The 17272-nt window shown below is 69.4% G+C and carries 17 protein-coding genes; 14 read left to right on the plus strand and 3 right to left on the minus strand.

Annotated elements, in window-relative coordinates; all coding sequences use genetic code 11:
- Positions 1–91: 91 nt before the first annotated feature.
- From FBZ83_RS30685 to FBZ83_RS30695, 3 genes are read right to left on the minus strand one after another with little or no spacing between them, the layout of a single operon-like run.
- The gene (locus FBZ83_RS30685) at positions 92–1246 is read right to left on the minus strand and encodes an ABC transporter substrate-binding protein (RefSeq protein ID WP_145690923.1); all 1155 of its coding nucleotides are present in this window, start codon (positions 1244–1246) and stop codon (positions 92–94) included.
- A gap of 60 nt (positions 1247–1306) precedes the next feature.
- Positions 1307–2896: a gamma-glutamyltransferase family protein gene (locus FBZ83_RS30690; RefSeq protein WP_145690925.1), complete on the minus strand. Its 1590-nt coding sequence runs from the start codon at positions 2894–2896 to the stop codon at positions 1307–1309.
- A 7-nt stretch (positions 2897–2903) separates the two neighbouring features.
- Positions 2904–3755: a sulfite exporter TauE/SafE family protein gene (locus tag FBZ83_RS30695; RefSeq protein ID WP_247888549.1), complete on the minus strand. Its 852-nt coding sequence runs from the start codon at positions 3753–3755 to the stop codon at positions 2904–2906.
- A 679-nt stretch (positions 3756–4434) separates the two neighbouring features.
- On the opposite strand from FBZ83_RS30695, the gene FBZ83_RS30700 reads away from it, so the two are divergent.
- The 14 genes from FBZ83_RS30700 (at position 4435) to FBZ83_RS30770 (ending at position 17103) form a co-directional block, all read left to right on the plus strand.
- Positions 4435–5706 (plus strand): amidohydrolase/deacetylase family metallohydrolase, encoded by a 1272-nt coding sequence (locus FBZ83_RS30700; RefSeq protein ID WP_145690928.1) that lies wholly within the window; start codon positions 4435–4437, stop codon positions 5704–5706.
- Between the two features lie 158 nt (positions 5707–5864).
- Positions 5865–6143 (plus strand): hypothetical protein, encoded by a 279-nt coding sequence (locus tag FBZ83_RS30705; protein WP_145690930.1) that lies wholly within the window; start codon positions 5865–5867, stop codon positions 6141–6143.
- A gap of 93 nt (positions 6144–6236) precedes the next feature.
- Positions 6237–6626 carry a hypothetical protein gene (locus FBZ83_RS30710; RefSeq protein WP_145690932.1) on the plus strand — a complete coding sequence of 130 codons (390 nt, stop codon included), beginning with the start codon at positions 6237–6239 and terminating at the stop codon, positions 6624–6626.
- Positions 6627–6903: 277 nt separating this feature from the next.
- A complete protein-coding gene (locus tag FBZ83_RS30720) occupies positions 6904–8040 on the plus strand; it encodes an ABC transporter substrate-binding protein (RefSeq protein ID WP_145690936.1) in 1137 nt (378 codons plus the stop codon).
- Between the two features lie 98 nt (positions 8041–8138).
- The gene (locus FBZ83_RS30725; protein ID WP_035682985.1) at positions 8139–9011 is read left to right on the plus strand and encodes a branched-chain amino acid ABC transporter permease; all 873 of its coding nucleotides are present in this window, start codon (positions 8139–8141) and stop codon (positions 9009–9011) included.
- Between the two features lies 1 nt (position 9012).
- Positions 9013–9984, plus strand: a complete 972-nt coding sequence (locus FBZ83_RS30730) for a branched-chain amino acid ABC transporter permease (protein ID WP_145690938.1) — start codon at positions 9013–9015, stop codon at positions 9982–9984.
- Positions 9981–10769 carry an ABC transporter ATP-binding protein gene (locus tag FBZ83_RS30735; RefSeq protein WP_145690945.1) on the plus strand — a complete coding sequence of 263 codons (789 nt, stop codon included), beginning with the start codon at positions 9981–9983 and terminating at the stop codon, positions 10767–10769. Before FBZ83_RS30730 ends, FBZ83_RS30735 begins: the two co-directional genes overlap by 4 nt.
- Positions 10766–11530 (plus strand): ABC transporter ATP-binding protein, encoded by a 765-nt coding sequence (locus FBZ83_RS30740; RefSeq protein WP_145690952.1) that lies wholly within the window; start codon positions 10766–10768, stop codon positions 11528–11530. The genes FBZ83_RS30735 and FBZ83_RS30740 overlap by 4 nt, the downstream gene beginning before the upstream one ends.
- A 99-nt stretch (positions 11531–11629) precedes the next feature.
- Complete coding sequence (locus tag FBZ83_RS30745; protein WP_145690959.1) at positions 11630–12841, plus strand: FAD-dependent monooxygenase; 1212 nt, start codon at positions 11630–11632, stop codon at positions 12839–12841.
- A 135-nt stretch (positions 12842–12976) separates the two neighbouring features.
- Entirely contained in the window at positions 12977–13732 is a 756-nt protein-coding gene (locus tag FBZ83_RS30750) for a maleate cis-trans isomerase family protein (RefSeq protein WP_145690967.1), read from the plus strand.
- Between the two features lie 14 nt (positions 13733–13746).
- On the plus strand, positions 13747–14562 hold the full coding sequence (locus FBZ83_RS30755) for an alpha/beta fold hydrolase (RefSeq protein ID WP_145690974.1): 816 nt from the start codon (positions 13747–13749) through the stop codon (positions 14560–14562).
- Between the two features lie 27 nt (positions 14563–14589).
- Entirely contained in the window at positions 14590–15636 is a 1047-nt protein-coding gene (locus FBZ83_RS30760; RefSeq protein ID WP_145690982.1) for a 2,5-dihydroxypyridine 5,6-dioxygenase, read from the plus strand.
- Entirely contained in the window at positions 15633–16247 is a 615-nt protein-coding gene (locus FBZ83_RS30765; protein ID WP_145690990.1) for an isochorismatase family protein, read from the plus strand. The genes FBZ83_RS30760 and FBZ83_RS30765 overlap by 4 nt, the downstream gene beginning before the upstream one ends.
- Positions 16248–16338: 91 nt before the next feature.
- On the plus strand, positions 16339–17103 hold the full coding sequence (locus FBZ83_RS30770; protein ID WP_145690998.1) for a TetR/AcrR family transcriptional regulator: 765 nt from the start codon (positions 16339–16341) through the stop codon (positions 17101–17103).
- Positions 17104–17272: the final 169 nt, after the last annotated feature.

Below are 17272 nucleotides of genomic sequence, written 5' to 3' on the forward strand. Positions count from 1 at the left end.
CGCCTTGATCCTTGCCGGTACCCTCACCCTTCCCACGCCTGCGGCGCGGGCCCCTTCCCTCTCCCGGGGCGGGAGAGGGCGGTGAAGCCGGTTACGGCATCGTCACCTTGCCGTCCTTCACCTGGACGACGTAGACGTTGGCCTCGTTCTGGCCGCTCTCCTTGCCCTCCGGGCCGTCCTTCTTGAAGGCGATGTCGCCGTTCACGCCGTCCAGCTTGACGGTCCACAGCGCGTCGCGGATGGCCTGCGGCTCGGCCTTGCCGGCCGTCTTGATGGCTTCCACGATGGTCATGATGCCGTCATAGCCGCGGTAGCCCTCGGTCAGGCCGGCGAAGTCGTAGCCCTTCTTGTTCCAGCCATCGACGAAGGTCTTGGCGACCGTCGGGTGCACCGCCTTCTCCGGAAACCAGGGGGCGAAGAACAGCGTGAAGTAGCCGCCGTTCGCCGCGGCCCCCGCCTGCGCGATGAGCTGGTCGGGGGAGGAGGAACCGCCGTTGGTGATGACCCGGTGCGGCAGGCGCAGCTCCGCCGCCTGCTTCAGGATCAGGGTGATCTGCTCGACACCGGTGGTGACGAACAGCGTGTCGCCGCCCGACTGCTTGATGCTGGAGAGCTGGGCCGACAGGTCGGTGGCCTCCGGCGCCATCGTCTCGGTGACGCCGATCTTGACGCCCTTGGCCTGGAGCATCTTGCGGAACTCCTCCGCCGAGCCGCGGCCGAAGTCGTTGTTCACCGCCAGGAAATCGGCCTTCTGGATGGCCGGCTGGAAGTGGTCCAGCTTCTCCGCGAAGGACTTGGCCTCCATGGCGGAGGTCGGGGCGATGCGGAAGACCCACGGGTTGCCCGAGGTGGTGATCTTGGTCGAGGAGGAGGTCTCCACCACCATCGGCACGCCGTACTCCACCAGCTTCGGCATCACCGCCAGGGTGAAGGTGGAGCTCCAGGCGCCCATCAGCACCGGGACCTTGTCGCGCACGATCAGCTTCTCGGCGGAGGCGACGGCCTCCTTCGGGTTGCTCTTGTTGTCCTCGATGATCAGCTGGATCTTCTTGCCGAGAACGCCGCCGTTGGCGTTCACGACCTCCTCCGCCACCCGCGCGCCGTTGGCGACGTAGTTGCCCGACGCGGCGACCGCGCCGGTCAGCGGCTGGGTGACGCCGATCTTGATCGTCTCCTGCGCAAAGGCCACGCCCGGCGCCAGCAGCGCGGCGCTCAGCAGCAACGCCGTGGTCTTCATCGTCCGCATGTCGTCTAGCCCCCTCTTTTTGATTTGAACCGTCAGTAGGCGGTGGTCACCCAATGGAACTCACCAGGCGGCGACCGCGCCGTCGCTGCGGGGATCGGTCGCCCCCTCCAGCGTTCCGTCGGCATGGCGGACGATGGCGCCCGCATGCCCCATGGTGCTCGTGTAAGGATCGAGCAGCTCGACCGTGTGCCCGGCGTCCCGCAGGGCGGCGACCAGGGCGGGGTCGAAGCGGCTCTCCAGCTTCAGCGTCACGCTGTCCTCGCCCCAGGTGCGGCCGAGCAGCCAGCGCGGCGCCGTGACGGCGGCCTGCAGACCCTGCCCGAACATCGCGTAGCGGGAGAAGACGGCGGCCTGCGTCTGCGGCTGCCCCTCCCCGCCCATGGTGCCGTAGACCATGCCGCGCCCGTCGTCGAAGCGGGCCATTGCCGGGTTCAGCGTGTGGAAGGGCTTGCGTCCCGGAGCCAGCGCGTTCCAGCCGTCCTCCGCCAGTCGGAAGGAGGCGCCGCGGTTCTGCCAAGTGATCCCGGTCTCCGGCAGGACGAGGCCGGAGCCGAATTCGAAATAGACGCTCTGGATCATGCTGACGGCGCGGCCCTGCCCGTCGATCACGCCCAGCCACACCGTGTCGCCCGGCTTGGCGACATGCGGCCAGGGCAGCGCGCGGGCGCGGTCGATGTCCGCCGCCAGACCGTCCAGCACCGCGTTGTCGAGGAAGCTCTGCGCCTTCCGCCCCATATAGGCCGGGTCGCCGACCTCGCGGTCGCGGACCAGGAAGGCCTGCTTGGTCGCCTCGATCAGCCCGTGGATGTGGTCGAAACCCTCGCCCTCCGTCACGCCCAGCCGATCGAACAAAGCGAGGATCATCAGCGAGGCCAGCCCCTGCGTCGGCGGCGGGTGGTTGAACAGCCGCGCCCCGCGCACGCCGACCGACAGGGCCGGGCGGCGGTGCGCCGCGTGGGCCGCGAGATCGGTCGCATCCACCGGTGCGCCGGCGCGCTGCAGATCCGCCGCGATGGAGGCGGCGAGCGGCCCGCGGTAGAAGCTGTCCAGCCCCTCCGCCGCCAACCGGCGCAGCGTGGCGGCCAGCGCCGGCTGCTTCAGCGTCGAGCCTTCCAGCGGAACGGCGCCGCCCGGCAGGAAGGTGTCCGCGAAGCCGGGCACGTCCTTCAGCTCGTGCAGCTTCTGGCGGGTCAGCCCTTCCTGGCTGGCGGTGACCGGGATGCCCAACTCGGCGTGGGCGATGGCCTCCTCCAAGATGCGGGCGAGCGGCAGCGGCTCGGCCCAGCCGGCGCTGACGGCCAGCGCCTCGCGCCAGCCATCGATGGTGCCGGCGACCGTGTTCGCCGCCAGCGGCCCGCGCCAAGGCACGGTGGCGTGGCCGTGGCGCCGGTAGAGGTCGAGCGAGACGGCCTTGCCCGCCCCGCCGCAGGCGTCGATGGCGACGGGGTCGCGTCCCGGCTCGGCGATCAGCCAGAAGCCGTCGCCGCCGATGCCGGTCATGTGCGGGTAGACGACGGCCAGCGCCGCGGCGACCGCGACCGCCGCCTCGACGGCGGTGCCGCCGTCGCGCAGGATCTGGAGACCGGCCTGGCTGGCGAGATGATGCGGGGAGGTGACCATTCCCCGGCGGCTGCGCGGCGTGTTCAGCATGGGAACCTCAGGGAAGAAGGCCGTGGATCATCCGCGCCGCCGTCAGCCCCAGGAACAGGGCGAAGACGCGGCGCAGGACGCGGGTGTCGAGGCTGTGGGCGAGCCGCGCGCCGAGCGGCGCCATCGCCATGGAGGCCGGCAGGATCAGCGCCAGCCCCAGCAGGTTGACGTAGCCCAGGCTGAAATCCGGGCGGCCCGGCACGTTCCAGCCGGTCAGCACGAAGCCCACCGTTCCCGGCACACCGATGATGAAGCCGAGCGCCGCCGCCGTGCCGACCGCGCGGTGGATCGGGTAGCCGAACAGGGTCAGGATGGGGACGCTGAGCGTGCCGCCGCCGATGCCCATCATCGCCGACATCATGCCGATGCCGCCGGCCAGCCCCTGGCGCGGCGCGCCGCTCGGCAGCCCGTCGGCAATCCGCCACTCCGGCTTGCCGAACAGCATGTGCAGCGTGACCAGGACCGCCATCCCGGCGAACACCGCCGTCAGCACCGGGCCGCGCACCACGCCGGCCACCGCCGTTCCCGCCAGCACGCCGAGGAAGATCGCCGGCCCCCAGGCCCGCAGCAGCTCGCCGTCCACGGCGCCGCGGCGGCGGTGGGCGCGCAGCGACGTCAGCGAGGTGGCGATGATGGTGGCGAGCGAGGTGCCGACCGCGACGTGCATGCGCACGGCGTCGTCCACGCCCAGCACGGTGAACAGGTGATAGAGCACCGGCACGATCACGATGCCGCCGCCCACCCCCATCATGCCGGCCGCCAGCCCCGCGAAACCGCCGGCCAGCAGCAGCCCGCCGCCGAGGATGGGAAGCTGCGGCACCGCCGCGATCCCCAGCCCGGTCACGGGATGCCCCGCCACATCTGCAGAAACCCTCTCATTTTTATGGATATCCGACTTTTTCCGTTGGTTTCCCATCCCTTTGCGAACGCCGTGCCAACCGGCAGACCACTGCGTAATTCGGTTCGGCGGAAGGGCTAATGCGGCGCGGCGCCAGGGCCGGAAATCGCCCTAATGTTGGGCAAACGGATGGATGGAAGGGCCACGCGGCCGCTGGAAAACGGCGGCCAGCCCGTTGATAAACAACACATAATTGTGAGTTATGAGCGGATCGGCCTTCCGCTTGATTCCTGCGCAACCTCTGCCTGCCGCACGGGCATTCATCAGCATACTGACGATATGACGATGCTCGTGAAGAGCCCGTGCATGCCCCGGCGCGGCGACGGCGGACCGCCCCGGGAGCCCCTGGAAACCCCTGGTTTTCGCCCTGGCTTCCATGTTCGTGCACAAATCGGCGGCAGGGTGCCACGCCACGCCGCCGCGTCGTGAATCATCAGTATACTGCGGAAAACAGAGCGCCGACGGGCGGCGGGCGCATGCCGTGGTATGCCGTATTGTGCGTATTTTGACCACCGAATGCCCAACAGGCGGTCATTCGTCAGTGTGCTGAAGTTTTGTGCGCCCCGGCGACGCCATCCCGCCTTGGCATGACGCTTGCTGAAAGAACGGCCAGATAAAAATCAGCGCAAGAAGGTGGGTTATGTCAGAGACGCACACGTTCGACCTCGTGCTCCGCGGCGGACGGATTCTCGATCCGGCCAACGGGCTGGATCTGGTCGGCGATCTGGCGGTCGCGAAGGGCCGCATCGCGGCGGTGGCGGAACGGCTGCCCGACGATGCCGCCGACACCATCCTCGACGTGACCGGAAAGCTCGTGACGCCGGGCCTGATCGACACCCACGCGCACGTCTTCGAAAAGGTCACCGGGCGGTTCGGGCTGAACCCGGACATGGTGGGCGTGCGCTCCGGCGTGTCGACGTTGGTGGACCAGGGCGGGCCGAGCCTGATGACCCTGCCGGCCTTCCGCCGCTTCATCGCCGAGCCGGCGCGCTCGCGCACGCTGTGCTTCCTGTCGGCCTATCTGGTCGGCGGGCTGGAGGGGCACTATTACCCGCAGCTCTACCGCCCGGATTGCGTTGATGTCGACGCCACCATCCGCGTCGGGCGCGAGAACCGCGACATCGTCAAGGGCATCAAGGCCCACGCGGAGGTCGGCGGCGCCTCGCGCTGGGGCCTGGATGTGATCAAGCAGGCCAAGCGCATCGCCGACGGCATCGGCGTGCCGCTCTACGTCCATCTCGGCCAGCTCTGGCCGGAGGTCGAGGGCGGCGAGGCCGTCGATCCCGACATGCTGGTGGAGGAGCTGGTCCCGCTTCTGGATTCGCGCGACATCCTGGCCCACCCCTTCACCCGCCACCCCGGCGGCTTCATCTCGACCCGCACCGGCGAGGTGCATCCGGTCATCTACAAGGCGCTGGAGCGCGGCCTGACCGTGGACGTCGGCCACGGCTCGCATTTCAGCTTCGAGATGGCGCGGCGGACGCTGGCGGCGGGCATCCTGCCCTACACGCTGGGCGCCGACCTGCACGGCTACAACGTGAAGGCCCCGACGGCGGGCGCCGGCGGCGACCGCGAGGCCAACCCCTTCTACGGCGTCGCCCCCTTCAGCCTGACCCACGCGATGACCGAGCTTCTGACGCTCGGCATGGCGCTGGGCGACGTGCTGAAGACGGTGACCAGCAACCCCGCCGCCATGCTGGGCATGGCCGACGAGATCGGCGCGCTGACCCCGGGGATGGCCGCGGACGTGGCGGTGCTGGAGGTCAAGGCCGGCCGCTGGCAGCTCAGCGACAACAGCGGCGAGCGGGTGACCGCGCCGGAGATGATCGTTCCGGCCTTCTCGCTGCGCGACGGCGTGGTGCAGGAGGTCGACAGCCCGCTGCTGCCGAAGCCGATTCCGGCGGCGGCGTAACGCGGCGGACTCGCCCCCACCCTAACCCTCCCCCGCTTCGCGGGAGAGGGTGCCTTCGGCGAAGCGGCGGCAGTCCCCTCCACCTCGCAGAGGGGGAGGGTTAGGGAGGGGGCACCGTCGGCACCCGAACACCTCACCATCCGACAAGGACTCCGCCCATGTCCGAAGCCGCGCTTGCCTTCTGGATGTTCGAGGTCCCGGCCCGTTGCCGCGACGCCGAGGGGCGGCGGCTGGGCAAGGCCCGCGCCCTGCTGCTGTCCCACCCGCAGCGCCAGCAGCGCATGATGTTGGAGCTGGCCCACGACACCCCGCTCGCCATGGGAAGCCGCGTCGTCACACGGCGCGCGGCCTTCGTGGTCGAGCGGTGCGAGGGCGAGTCCGGCTTCGGCTTCCGGCGCTACGCCGTGCGCTGCGTCGGGACGCGGCCGTCCCCGTGATAAAAGCCGGGCGCGGCTGATCCACATCAAGGCGCCGGGCGCTCCGATGGCGAATATTAATCGAACGATTAATAACCCGCTTCGGAGACTGCCATGACCACCCCCGCCCCAGCGCCGCATGAGGGCCTGTGCGCGAAACTCCTGCGCGGCTGGCGCGGCGTCCGCTCCCTGAACGCGCTTCAGGCGCTGGCGCCGCATGACCGCGACCGCGTGCTGGCCGACGCCGGCCTGACCGACCTGACCGCCCCGGCCGTGCTGCGCGCCGGCCATGTCGGGGCGCTGCTGCCCGCCGCGATGGCGCTGCACGGCGTCAACGGCGCCGCGGTGGAACAGGACCGCCCCGACCTGATGAACGATCTGCAGCGCGTCTGCGCGCTCTGCCGCAGCGCCCGCACCTGCCGCCATCTGCTCGCCGAGGGCTGCACGCAGCCGAAGCACGCGCTGCTCTGCCCCAACGCCGACACGCTCGACGCGCTCCGCTGAGGAGCGCGCCGAGCGGGCGCAAAACCTCTCCGCGAAAAATCCCTCCGGAAAATCCCCAACCGCCTTCGTCGGAAAAGCGATTGACAGCGCCGCGACGTGACCGTTAGCATCCCTGAATAATTAATTGGCCGTATAATAAAACACGGGAACGGTTGCCGCATCGGACGGCATGCGTTCCCGCAACGGGCCGACGCGCCCACGCCGAGAGCGGCGGGGCGCCGACAGGGAATCGTCATTCGCCGTCATCGCGACATCACCGTCGAACGCGGAGGGAGAGATGAGAAACGTGGTACTGGGCGGCCTGCTGTTGACCGGCGTCGCCGCGTCGGTTCCGGCGCAGGCGCAGGACACGGTCAGGATCGGGCTGGTCCAGCCGCTGACCGGATCGGTCGCCTACAACGGCAAGTCCGTGGTGGAAGGCGCCCGGCTCGCCGTCGAGGAGATGAACGCCGCGGGGGGCGTCCTCGGCAAGAAAATCGAACTGATCGTCGAGGACGGCCAGTGCACCCCGGCCAACTCGGTCAACGCCGTCGAGAAGCTGGTGCAGAAGGACAAGGTCGTCACGCTCGTCGGCGCCTTCTGCAGCTCCGCCACCGCGGCGATCATGCCGGTGGCCCAGAAATACAAGCTGCCGCTGATCACCGGCGTGTCCTCGAAGGCCAGCCTGACGGAACAGGGCAACCCCTATTTCTTCCGCGCCGCCGAGACGGACGCGCTGATGGCGGAGGCTTTCGCCAAGATCCTCGCCAACGACCTGAAGCTGACCAAGGTCGCCTACATCGGCGTCAACGACGATTGGGGCCGCGGCGGGGTCGAGGAATTCTCCCGCGACCTGACGGCGCTGGGCGTCAAGACGGTGCTGACCGAGTATTTCGACCACGGCGCCACCGACTTCTTCACCCTGCTGACCAAGCTGCGCGCCGCCAAGCCGGACGGCGTGTTCGTCGCCGCGGAGACGCAGGACGGCTCCATCCTGGTCAAGCAGATCCGCGAGATGGGGCTGGACACCAAGGTGTTCGGCGTCGGCTCCTGGGCCACCGCCGACTTCATCAACCTGACCGGCGAGGCCGCGGAGGGCATCCACGCCGCCGTCCCCTACGCCTCCAGCATGGACACCCCGCGCAACCAGGCGTTCGTCCAGAAATACCAGGCGAAGTACGGCATCAAGCCGGGCAAGTACGGCGCCGCCGGCTACAACGCGCTGAACATCGCCGGGCAGGCCATCGCGCGGGCTGGCGGCACCGACGCCGAGGCCATCCGGGCGTCGCTCGCCAAGACCAGCTACGAGGCGCCGAACGGCGTCTACAAGTTCACCGACAAGGGCCAGGCCTACGGCTTCGAGGCGGTGCTGGTGCGGATCGAGAAGGGCGAACCGAAGGTGATCGCCTCCACCCCGGTGGACGCGCCGCACTGACCGGCGGACGCGCCGCGGGGCTGCCGTAACGGCACTGTCCCCGCGGCGCGCACCGATCCAACGCACCGTTTGTGCGGGCCTGCTTTTGCGAGAACGTCATGGATCTCTTTCCGCAGTTCCTGGCCAACGGGCTGGTGATGGGCGTGTTCTACGCGCTCTCCGCCCTCGGCCTGACGCTGATCTTCGGCCTGATGCGCGTGGTCAACTTCGCCCATGGCGAGTTCTACATGCTGGGCGGGGTCAGCGGCTGGTTCGTCACCAATTACCTGGGTCTCGACTTCTTCAGCGGCCTGATCGTGGTCGCCGCCTTCATGGCCGCCGTCGGCTGGCTGGTCGACCGCTTCCTGATCGAGCGGGTGCGCGGCCAGGGTGAGGAGCCGGGCATCCTGCTGACCATCGGCCTGTCGATCTTCCTGGTCAACGGCACGCTCCTGCTGGTCGGCCCGGCGCCCATGAAGGTGGCCGGCGCGGTGGCCGAAGGGCCGCTGTTCTTCGGCCCGATCGCGGTGACCAAGCTGCGCCTGCTGGCCGTGGGAGTGGGCATCGCGCTGATCGTCGGCGCCCATTTGCTGATCCGCCGGACCCGGCTGGGGGCCGCCATGCGCGCCACCTTCCAGGACCCGATGGCGGCCAGCCTCGCCGGCATCCGCACCGGCCACGTCTACGCCGCCACCTTCGCGCTGGGCTGCACGCTGGCCGCGCTGTCGGGGATGCTGCTGGCCTCCATCTACTCCGCCCAGGCGTCGGTCGGCGGACTCATCAGCCTGAAGAGCTTCGTCGTGGTGATCCTCGGCGGCATGGGCAGCTTCGCGGGCGCCATCGCCGGGGGGCTGCTGCTGGGCGTCGCCGAGGCGATGTGGGGCGGCTACGTCTCCATGGGCATGGTGGACGTGATCGGCTTCGTCCTGGTCATCCTGATCCTGCTGTTCCGGCCCCAGGGCCTGTTCTCGATCCGCACGGAAAGGGCCTGACATGACCCTGGAACGCAACATCCTCCTGGCCTTTCTGGCGGGGGCGGCGCTTCTGCCCTTCGCGGTGACGGACCAGTACATCCTGCACCTCGCCATCATGGCGCTGTTCTACGCGGTGCTGGCGAGCAGCCTCAATCTGGTGGTCGGCTATGTCGGCGAGTTCTCGCTGGGCCACACCGCCTTCCTCGGCACCGGAGCCTACACGGCGGCGCTGCTGTCTACCCAGGCGGGGATGCCGATGTGGGTGACGATCCCGCTGGCCGGGCTGGTCTCCGCCGTCTTCGGCTTCGCCATCGGGGCGATCACGCTGCGGCTGCAAGGCCCCTATTTCGTGATCGTCACCCTGTCCTTCGCCGAGGTGCTGCGCATCGTCGCCAACAACTGGATCGCGGTGACCAACGGCCCGATGGGGCTGGCGGGCGTCGGCCAGACCCTCTTCGGGGACGTGGCCGTCACCGACAAGGCGGGCTTCTTCCTGATCGTTCTGGGCATCGCCGCGGTGGCGCTCTACCTCTCCTACCGCTTCGTCTATTCGAACGCCGGCCGGGCGGCGGTGGCGGTGCGCGAGAACCGCTACGTCGCGCAGTCCATCGGCGTCGATCCCTTCGGCACGGCCATGCAGGCCTTCGTGCTGGGCGCCTTCCTGGCCGGCTTGGCCGGTGGCTTCTACGCCCACTACATCTCCTTCGTCGGGCCAGAGGTGTTCCGCTTCGCCTTCATGGCAACGATGATCATCATGGTCCTGCTGGGCGGCAAGGGCACGCTGATCGGCCCGTTGGCCGGCGCGGTGATCGTGACCGTGCTGGAGGAATATCTGCGCGAGGTGCAGGAACTCCGCCTCACCCTGTTCGGGCTGATCGTCATGGCCATCGTCCTGTTCCTGCCCAACGGCCTGATGGGCTTCATCGCCCTGCGCCGCGAGCAGCAGGCCGCCAAGCCGACCCTCAACGCCGCGAAGGAGCGCACCGTATGACGGCGACCACCGAACGGCAGCCGCTTCTGCGCGCCGACGACCTGACCATGACCTTCGGCGGCATCACGGCGGTGAAGGACTTCAGCTTCCACATCGAGCCCGGCGAGATCGTCGGCCTGATCGGCCCCAACGGCGCCGGCAAGACGACCTGCTTCAACATGCTGACCGGCTTCTACGCGCCGAGCAACGGGCGGGTGCGCTTCAAGGGGCAGGACATCACCAACCGCAAGCCCCACGCCATCGCCCGGCTCGGCCTCGTCCGCAGCTTCCAGAAGACCAACGTCATGAAGCGGCTGACGGTCTTCGAGAATGTGCTGACCGGCCATTACATGGCAAGCCGGCAATCCCTCCTCGCCACCTTCTTCCCCGGCGAGGCGGTGCGCCGCGCCGAGCGGGAGGCGCGGGAGAGTGCGGCGGCCATCGTCGAGACGATGGGTCTGGCCCAGCGCATGAACGCCCCGGCCCACCTGCTGTCCTGCGGCGAGCTGCGTTTGCTGGAGGTCGCGGTGGCGCTGGCCGCCAAGCCCAGCCTGCTGATGCTCGACGAGCCCGCTGCCGGGCTGAACAGCCACGAGGCCGGGACCTTCGGCGCGGTGCTGAAGACGCTGATCGGGCGCAGCATCGACGCGCTGCTGATCGTGGAGCACAACATGGATCTGGTCATGTCGGTGTCCGACCGGATCGTCGTCCTCAACTTCGGCCGCAAGCTGGCCGAGGGCCGGCCGGCCGAGATCATCGAGAACCGGCAGGTCGCCGAAGCCTATCTCGGAAAGGCCGCCGCATGACGCTGCTCTCCGAATCCCCCTCGCCCTCCGCCATCGCGCAGGCTGTCGACGCGCCGGTCCTCGCCGTGGAGGGCTTGCACGTCGCCTACGGCTCCACCGCCGCGCTGCACGGCGTGTCGCTGGACGTGCGGGCCGGCGAGACGGTCGCCCTGATCGGCGCCAACGGTGCGGGCAAGAGCACCATCCTGCGGGCCATCTCCGGCCTGCTGAAGGCGCGCTCCGGCACCATCACCTGGAACGGCAAGTCCATCGCCAACCTGCCCGCCGACCGCATCGTCGCCGCCGGCATCGCCCACTGCCCGGAGGAACGGCACGTCTGGCCGAACATGACGGTGCAGGAGAACATCGCGCTCGGGGCCTATCTCTGCCGTTCGCGCGAGGAGGTGCAGCGGCGCATCGGCATGGCCTTCCACCGCTTCCCCCGCCTGCGCGAGCGGTCGCGCCAGATGGCCGGCACGCTCAGCGGCGGCGAGCAGCAGATGCTCGCCATCGCCCGCGCGCTGATGTCGGAGCCGCGGCTGCTGATGCTGGACGAGCCCAGCCTCGGCCTCAGCCCGAAGATGGCCGACGAGGTGTTCGACGTGGTGCGCTCCGTCAACGGCCACGGCGTCACCGTCCTGCTGGTCGAGCAGAACATCCACAACGCGCTGGGCGTCGCCAGCCGGGCCTATGTGGTCAAGACGGGCCGCATCACCGCCAGCCGCCCCTCGGCGGAGCTGCGCGGCGATCCCGACCTGCTGCGCGCCTATCTGGGCGGCTGACGGCCACAGCGGCGGCTAATGGCCGCGTCACGGATAATTAAACGAACGACCGAACAATTCTCGGTCGCCGTCCTTCAGGAGGCAAGAGTGCGAACCAACATGCGAATTGGCATCGTCGGCGGCGGCATCGGCGGCGTCGCGCTGGCCGGCAGCCTGCTCCAGCGCGGCTTCGAGGTCCGCCTGTTCGAGCGGGCACCGGGCTTCGGCGAGATCGGCGCCGGCATCCAGATGACGCCGAACGCGGTGAAGGTCATCAAGTCGCTGGGGCTTCTGGACAAGATGCTGGCCGCCGGCTTCCTGCCGCAATCGCTGGTCGGGCGGAACTGGCGCAGCGGGCGGGAGACCTTCCGCACGCCGTTGATCGAGACCTGCCCGGTGCTCTACGACGCGCCCTTCATCCACATCCACCGCGCCGACCTGCACGCCATCCTGGCCTCTCTGGTTCCGGACAGCGTCGCCAACTTCGGGGTGAGCTGCACCGGTGTGCGCCAGGACAAGAACTCGGCGGTCGCCAGCTTCAGCGACGGCAGCGAGTACGAGGCCGACCTGATCGTCGGCGCCGACGGCGTGCGCTCCGTCGTGCGCTCCGGCCTGTTCGGGCCGGAGGCGCCGCGCTTCACCGGGCACATGTGCTACCGCGCCGTGGTGCCGACCGGCGGGGTGGTGGATTACGTCAGCCCCGACGCCTCCTTCTGGTTCGGGCCGCACAGCCATGTCGTGACCTACTACGTGCGCGGCGGCAACGCCGTGAACATCGTGGCGGTCGCCGAGACCAAGGAGTGGGTCGAGGAGTCCTGGAACGCTCCCAGCAGCAAGGAGGAGATGCTCGGCGCCTTCCGCGGCTGGCACCGCAACGTCGAGACTCTCTTCAGCAAGGTGGACCAGGTCTACAAATGGGGCCTGTTCGACCGCGACCCGATGACGAGCTGGTCCAAGGGCCGCATCACGCTGATGGGCGACGCCGCGCACCCCATGCTGCCCTTCCTCTCGCAGGGGGCGGCCATGGCGATCGAGGACGCCTATGTGCTGGCCGAATCCCTGAAGGGGCACGGCGGCGACGTCGCCTCGGCGCTGCGCGACTACGAGGCGGAGCGGCTTCCCCGCACCAGCCGCGTCCAGCTGGAGGCGCGGGAGCGCGGGCGGACCTACCACCTGCCCTCCCCGCTGGCCCAGGCGAAGCGCGACTTCATGTACTGGCTGCGCGGCCTTTTCAACCCGCAGGCCACCGGCATCCAGGCCAACTGGGTCTACCAGTACGACGCCCGCGCCTTCCGCCCGAACCTCTCCGACAAGCCGCGCCTCGTGGCGTGATGCCCCCTCCCTAACCCTCCCCCTCTGCGAGATGGAGGGGACTGCCGCCGCTCCGCAGAAGGCACCCTCTCCCGCAAGAGCGGGGGAGGGCCGGGGTGGGGGCCAGCTGCCAGAAGACTTCCTCAAGGACCGACCATGACCAACAAGACCTACCGCATCGGCCAGATCGTCCCCTCCTCCAACACGACCATGGAGACGGAAATCCCGGCCATGCTGACCGCCCACGCGCTGGCGCACGGCACCCGCTTCACCTTCCATTCCAGCCGCATGCGCATGAAGACGGTGAAGAAGGAAGAACTCGCCGCCATGGACGCCGAGTCCGACCGCTGCGCGTTGGAACTGTCGGACGCCCGCGTCGACGTGCTGGGCTACGCCTGCCTCGTCGCCATCATGAGCATGGGCAAGGGCTACCACCGCGTCTCGCAGGAGCGGCTGCACGGGCGCACCGCGGAGAACGGCGGAACGGCCCCGGTCATCACCAGCGCCGGCGCGCTCGTCGACGGGCTGCATGTGCTGGGCGCAAAGCGCATCGCCCTGGTCGCCCCCTACATGAAGCCGCTGGCCCAGCTCGTCGTCGATTACATCGAGCATGAGGGCGTGCAGGTCGCCGACTGGCGGGCGCTGGAGATTCCCGACAATCTGGAGGTCGGGCGCCACGACCCGTCCCGCCTGCCGGGCATCGTCGCCGGCATGGACACCGCCGGGGTGGACGCCGTGGTGCTGTCGGCCTGCGTCCAGATGCCGTCGCTGCCCGCCATCGCGCAGGTCGAGGCGATGACCGGCAAGCCGGTGCTGAGCGCCGCCGTCGCCACCACCTACGCCAAGCTGAAGGCGCTGGGCCTGCCGACGCGCGTTCCGGGGGCCGGCGCCCTGCTCTCCGGCGCCTACTGAGCGGGGGGTATGCCATGATCAGCAGCACCTTCCGCTACGGCGCGAACGTCCGCGCCAACGGCATCCGCCAGCATTACCTGCGCTACGGTGGCGAAGGGAAGACCCGCCCCGTGGTGATCGTTCCGGGCATCACCAGCCCCGCCGTCACCTGGGGCTTCGTGGCGGAGCGCTTCGGGCGCAACTTCGACACCTACGTGCTCGACGTGCGCGGGCGCGGCCTGTCGGAGGCGTCGGACGCGCTCGACTACGGGCTGGACGCCATGGCCGCCGACGTGGCGGCCTTCGCCGAGGCGCTGGGCCTGCGCGACTACGCGCTGGTCGGCCACTCCATGGGCGCCCGCATCGGCCTGCGCGCGGTCAGCCGCCATGGCGCCGCCCCGGCGCGGCTGGTCATGGTCGATCCGCCGGTCTCCGGGCCGGGCCGCCGCCCCTACCCGGCGCAGTTGCCCTGGTACGTGGACTCCATCCGCCTGATGCGCGAGGGCGCCGACCTGGAGGCGATGCGGCCCTTCTGCCCGACTTGGACCGACGAACAGCTCCGCCTGCGCGCCGAATGGCTGCACACCTGCGACGAGCGGGCCATCGTCACCGCCTTCAACGACTTCCAGACCGACGACATCCACGCCGACTTCCCGCGCATCCCCTGCCCGGCCCTGCTGATCGCCGCCGGGCGCGGCGACGTGATCCGGCCCGAGGAGGAGGCGGAAATCCGCAAGCTCCAGCCCGAGCTGGCCGTGACCCGCGTCGAGGGGGCCGGGCACATGATCCCCTGGGACGACGAAGAGGGCTTCTACCGCGCCTTCGGCACCGTCCTCGGCACCGCCGTCTGACCGCCCATCCGGAAAGGGACACGCATCATGCCCGTCAGTGACGCCGATATGGTCCGCGCCTGGACCCATGTTCTGACCCTGTCGAAGCTGAAGCCGCAGGAGGTGGTCACCGTCCTGACCAGCGACGGCACCCACCCGCAGACCCTGCGCACCGCCCTGATCGCCGCCTCGAACCTGGGCGCGCGGGTCAACCGGCTGGACCTGCCGCCGGTGAACGCGGAGCATGCCCACAGCCGCGACAGCCTCGCCTATCTCGGCACCACCCCGCTGACCGGAAACCGCGCCGCCATGGCCGCGCTGAAGGAAAGCGATCTGGTGCTGGACCTGATGACCCTCCTCTTCTCGCCGGAGCAGATGGAGATCCTGGAAAGCGGCACCAAGATCCTGCTGGCCGTCGAACCGCCGGAGGTTCTGGTACGCCTGCTGCCCAGCCTGGAGGACAAGGCGACCGTCGGCGAGGCCACAGCGCTGCTGAAGGCGGCGAAGGAGATGCACGTCACCTCGCGGGCCGGCACCGACCTGCGCCTGCCCATCGGCGAGTTCCCGACGGTGCAGGAATACGGCTTCGTCGACGAGCCGGGGCGCTGGGACCATTGGCCGAGCGGCTTCGGCTTCACCTTCCCCAACGAGGGGCAGGCGAGCGGGCGGATCATCCTCGACAAGGGCGACATCCTCCTGCCGATGAAGTCCTACCTGACCTCGCAGATCGAGATGACGGTGGAGAAGGGCTACGTCACCGCCATCACCGGCGGGTTGGACGCCGACCTGCTGAACGACTACATGGACGCCTTCGCCGACCCGGAGGCCTACGCCATCTCCCACATCGGCTGGGGCACGCAAAAGCGGGCGCGCTGGTCGACGCTCGGCCTCTACGACCGGGAACAGACGCTGGGCATGGACGCGCGGGCCTTCGCCGGCAACTTCCTCTTCTCGCTCGGCCCCAACAACGAGGCGGGCGGGTCGCGCACCACCGCCTGCCACATCGACATTCCCATGCGGAACTGCACCGTCCGCCTGGACGGGCGCGAGGTCGTCCGCGAGGGCAAGCTGCTCGCCGGAAAGGAACTGGCATGAGTGTTTCGGAACAGGCCGTCTATGAGCGGCAGGGCTTCGGCCGGTCGCTGGGCATCCAGGGCCAGATCGGGTTGCTGATCGTCGATTTCGTCAACGGCTTCGCCGACCCGGCGGTGTTCGGCGGCGGCAACATCGCGCCGGCCATCGCCCGCACGGCGCAGGTGCTGGAGAAGGCCCGGAATCGCGGCTGGTTCGTCGCCCACAGCCGGATCGTCTACGCCGACGACGGGTCGGACGGGAACGTCTTCTCCATCAAGGTGCCGGGCATGCAGACCCTGACCGAGCACGCCGCCATCAGCGCCATCGTGCCGGAGCTGACCCCGGTGCCGGGGGAGCTGGTGGTGCGCAAGACGGTTCCGTCGGCCTTTTTCGGGACCGGGCTGGCGCCGTGGTTGACACAGCGCGGCGTCGAGACTCTTTTGATCGCCGGAGCGACGACGAGCGGCTGCGTCCGGGCCAGCGTGGTGGACGCCATGTGCCACGGCTTCCGCCCGGTCGTCATGGCCGATTGCGTGGGCGACCGCGCCCTGGCGCCGCACGAGGCCAACCTGTTCGACATCGGCCAGAAATACGGCGACGTGGTTCCGGCGGAGCGCATTCTCGCGCTATGAGGATGGAGCAGGGTTGAAAGAGGGATCAGGCGTTGCACCATGTTAGACTTTCCATCCGAAGCGTGCCGCCGGGAGTGAGATGAGCCGACCGATGAGCAAAGTCCAGGACAGCGCGCCCGTCGCCGACACCGCGCCGGAGAGCGGCCCGGCGCGGGGCCGCCCCGCGCGCGGCCGCCGGGCCGGGCCGGGCCGTCCGGAGGGCACCAGCAACGTCCGCGACCAGATCCTGGACGCGGCGGAGCTGGAGTTCGCCAACCTCGGCTACGCCGGCACCAGCCTGCGCAACGTCGCCGACCGGGCCGAGGTGACCCAGGCCCTCATCAGCTACTATTTCGGGTCCAAGCACGGGCTGTTCGAGGAGGTCTTCCTGCGCCGCGGCCGGAAGATCGCCGACGAGCGCATGGAGCGGCTGGAGGCGCTGCGCCGCGGTCCCGCGCCGCCGCCGGTGCGCGACATCGTCTACGCCTTCCTGATGCCGGCGCTCGCCATGCGCGAGACGGAGGGAGGCCGCACCTTCATGCGGCTCCAGGCCCGGCTGCACACCGAGCCGCCGGAGATTTCATACAAGCTGCGCAACGAGGCCTACGACGCCTCGACCCGCATCTTCGCCGCCGCGCTGAAGGAGGCGTTGCCGCATCTGTCGGAGCGGGACGTCTACTGGCGGATGACGCTGATGATCGGCGCCTATCTCTACGCCTTCTCCGACACCCACCGGCTGGAGGAGCTGGCGCCGGGCATCTGCAACCCCGGCGACCCGGACGAGATCATCACGGAGATCAGCAGCTTCGTCAGCGCCGGAATGCTGGCCCCGGTGCCGGAACCGGCGCGGGCGCCGGGGCGGAGGAAGCGGGGGTAAGGTTTATTTTTGGAGAGTGGTCGCCTTGGTGCCCCCCTCCCGACCTCCCCCCGCTGCGCAGTGGGAGGAGTTAACAGGCCGCTGAAAAAGGCTATGCCCGGCTTGGCGGTCGTGCTTCTCTCCGGTCGAAGAGAAAGCGGCTGGCGAGGGGACGATGCGGGGATCGGAC

Origin of the sequence: Azospirillum brasilense (assembly GCF_007827815.1) — a bacterium.
GTDB lineage: Bacteria > Pseudomonadota > Alphaproteobacteria > Azospirillales > Azospirillaceae > Azospirillum > Azospirillum brasilense_C.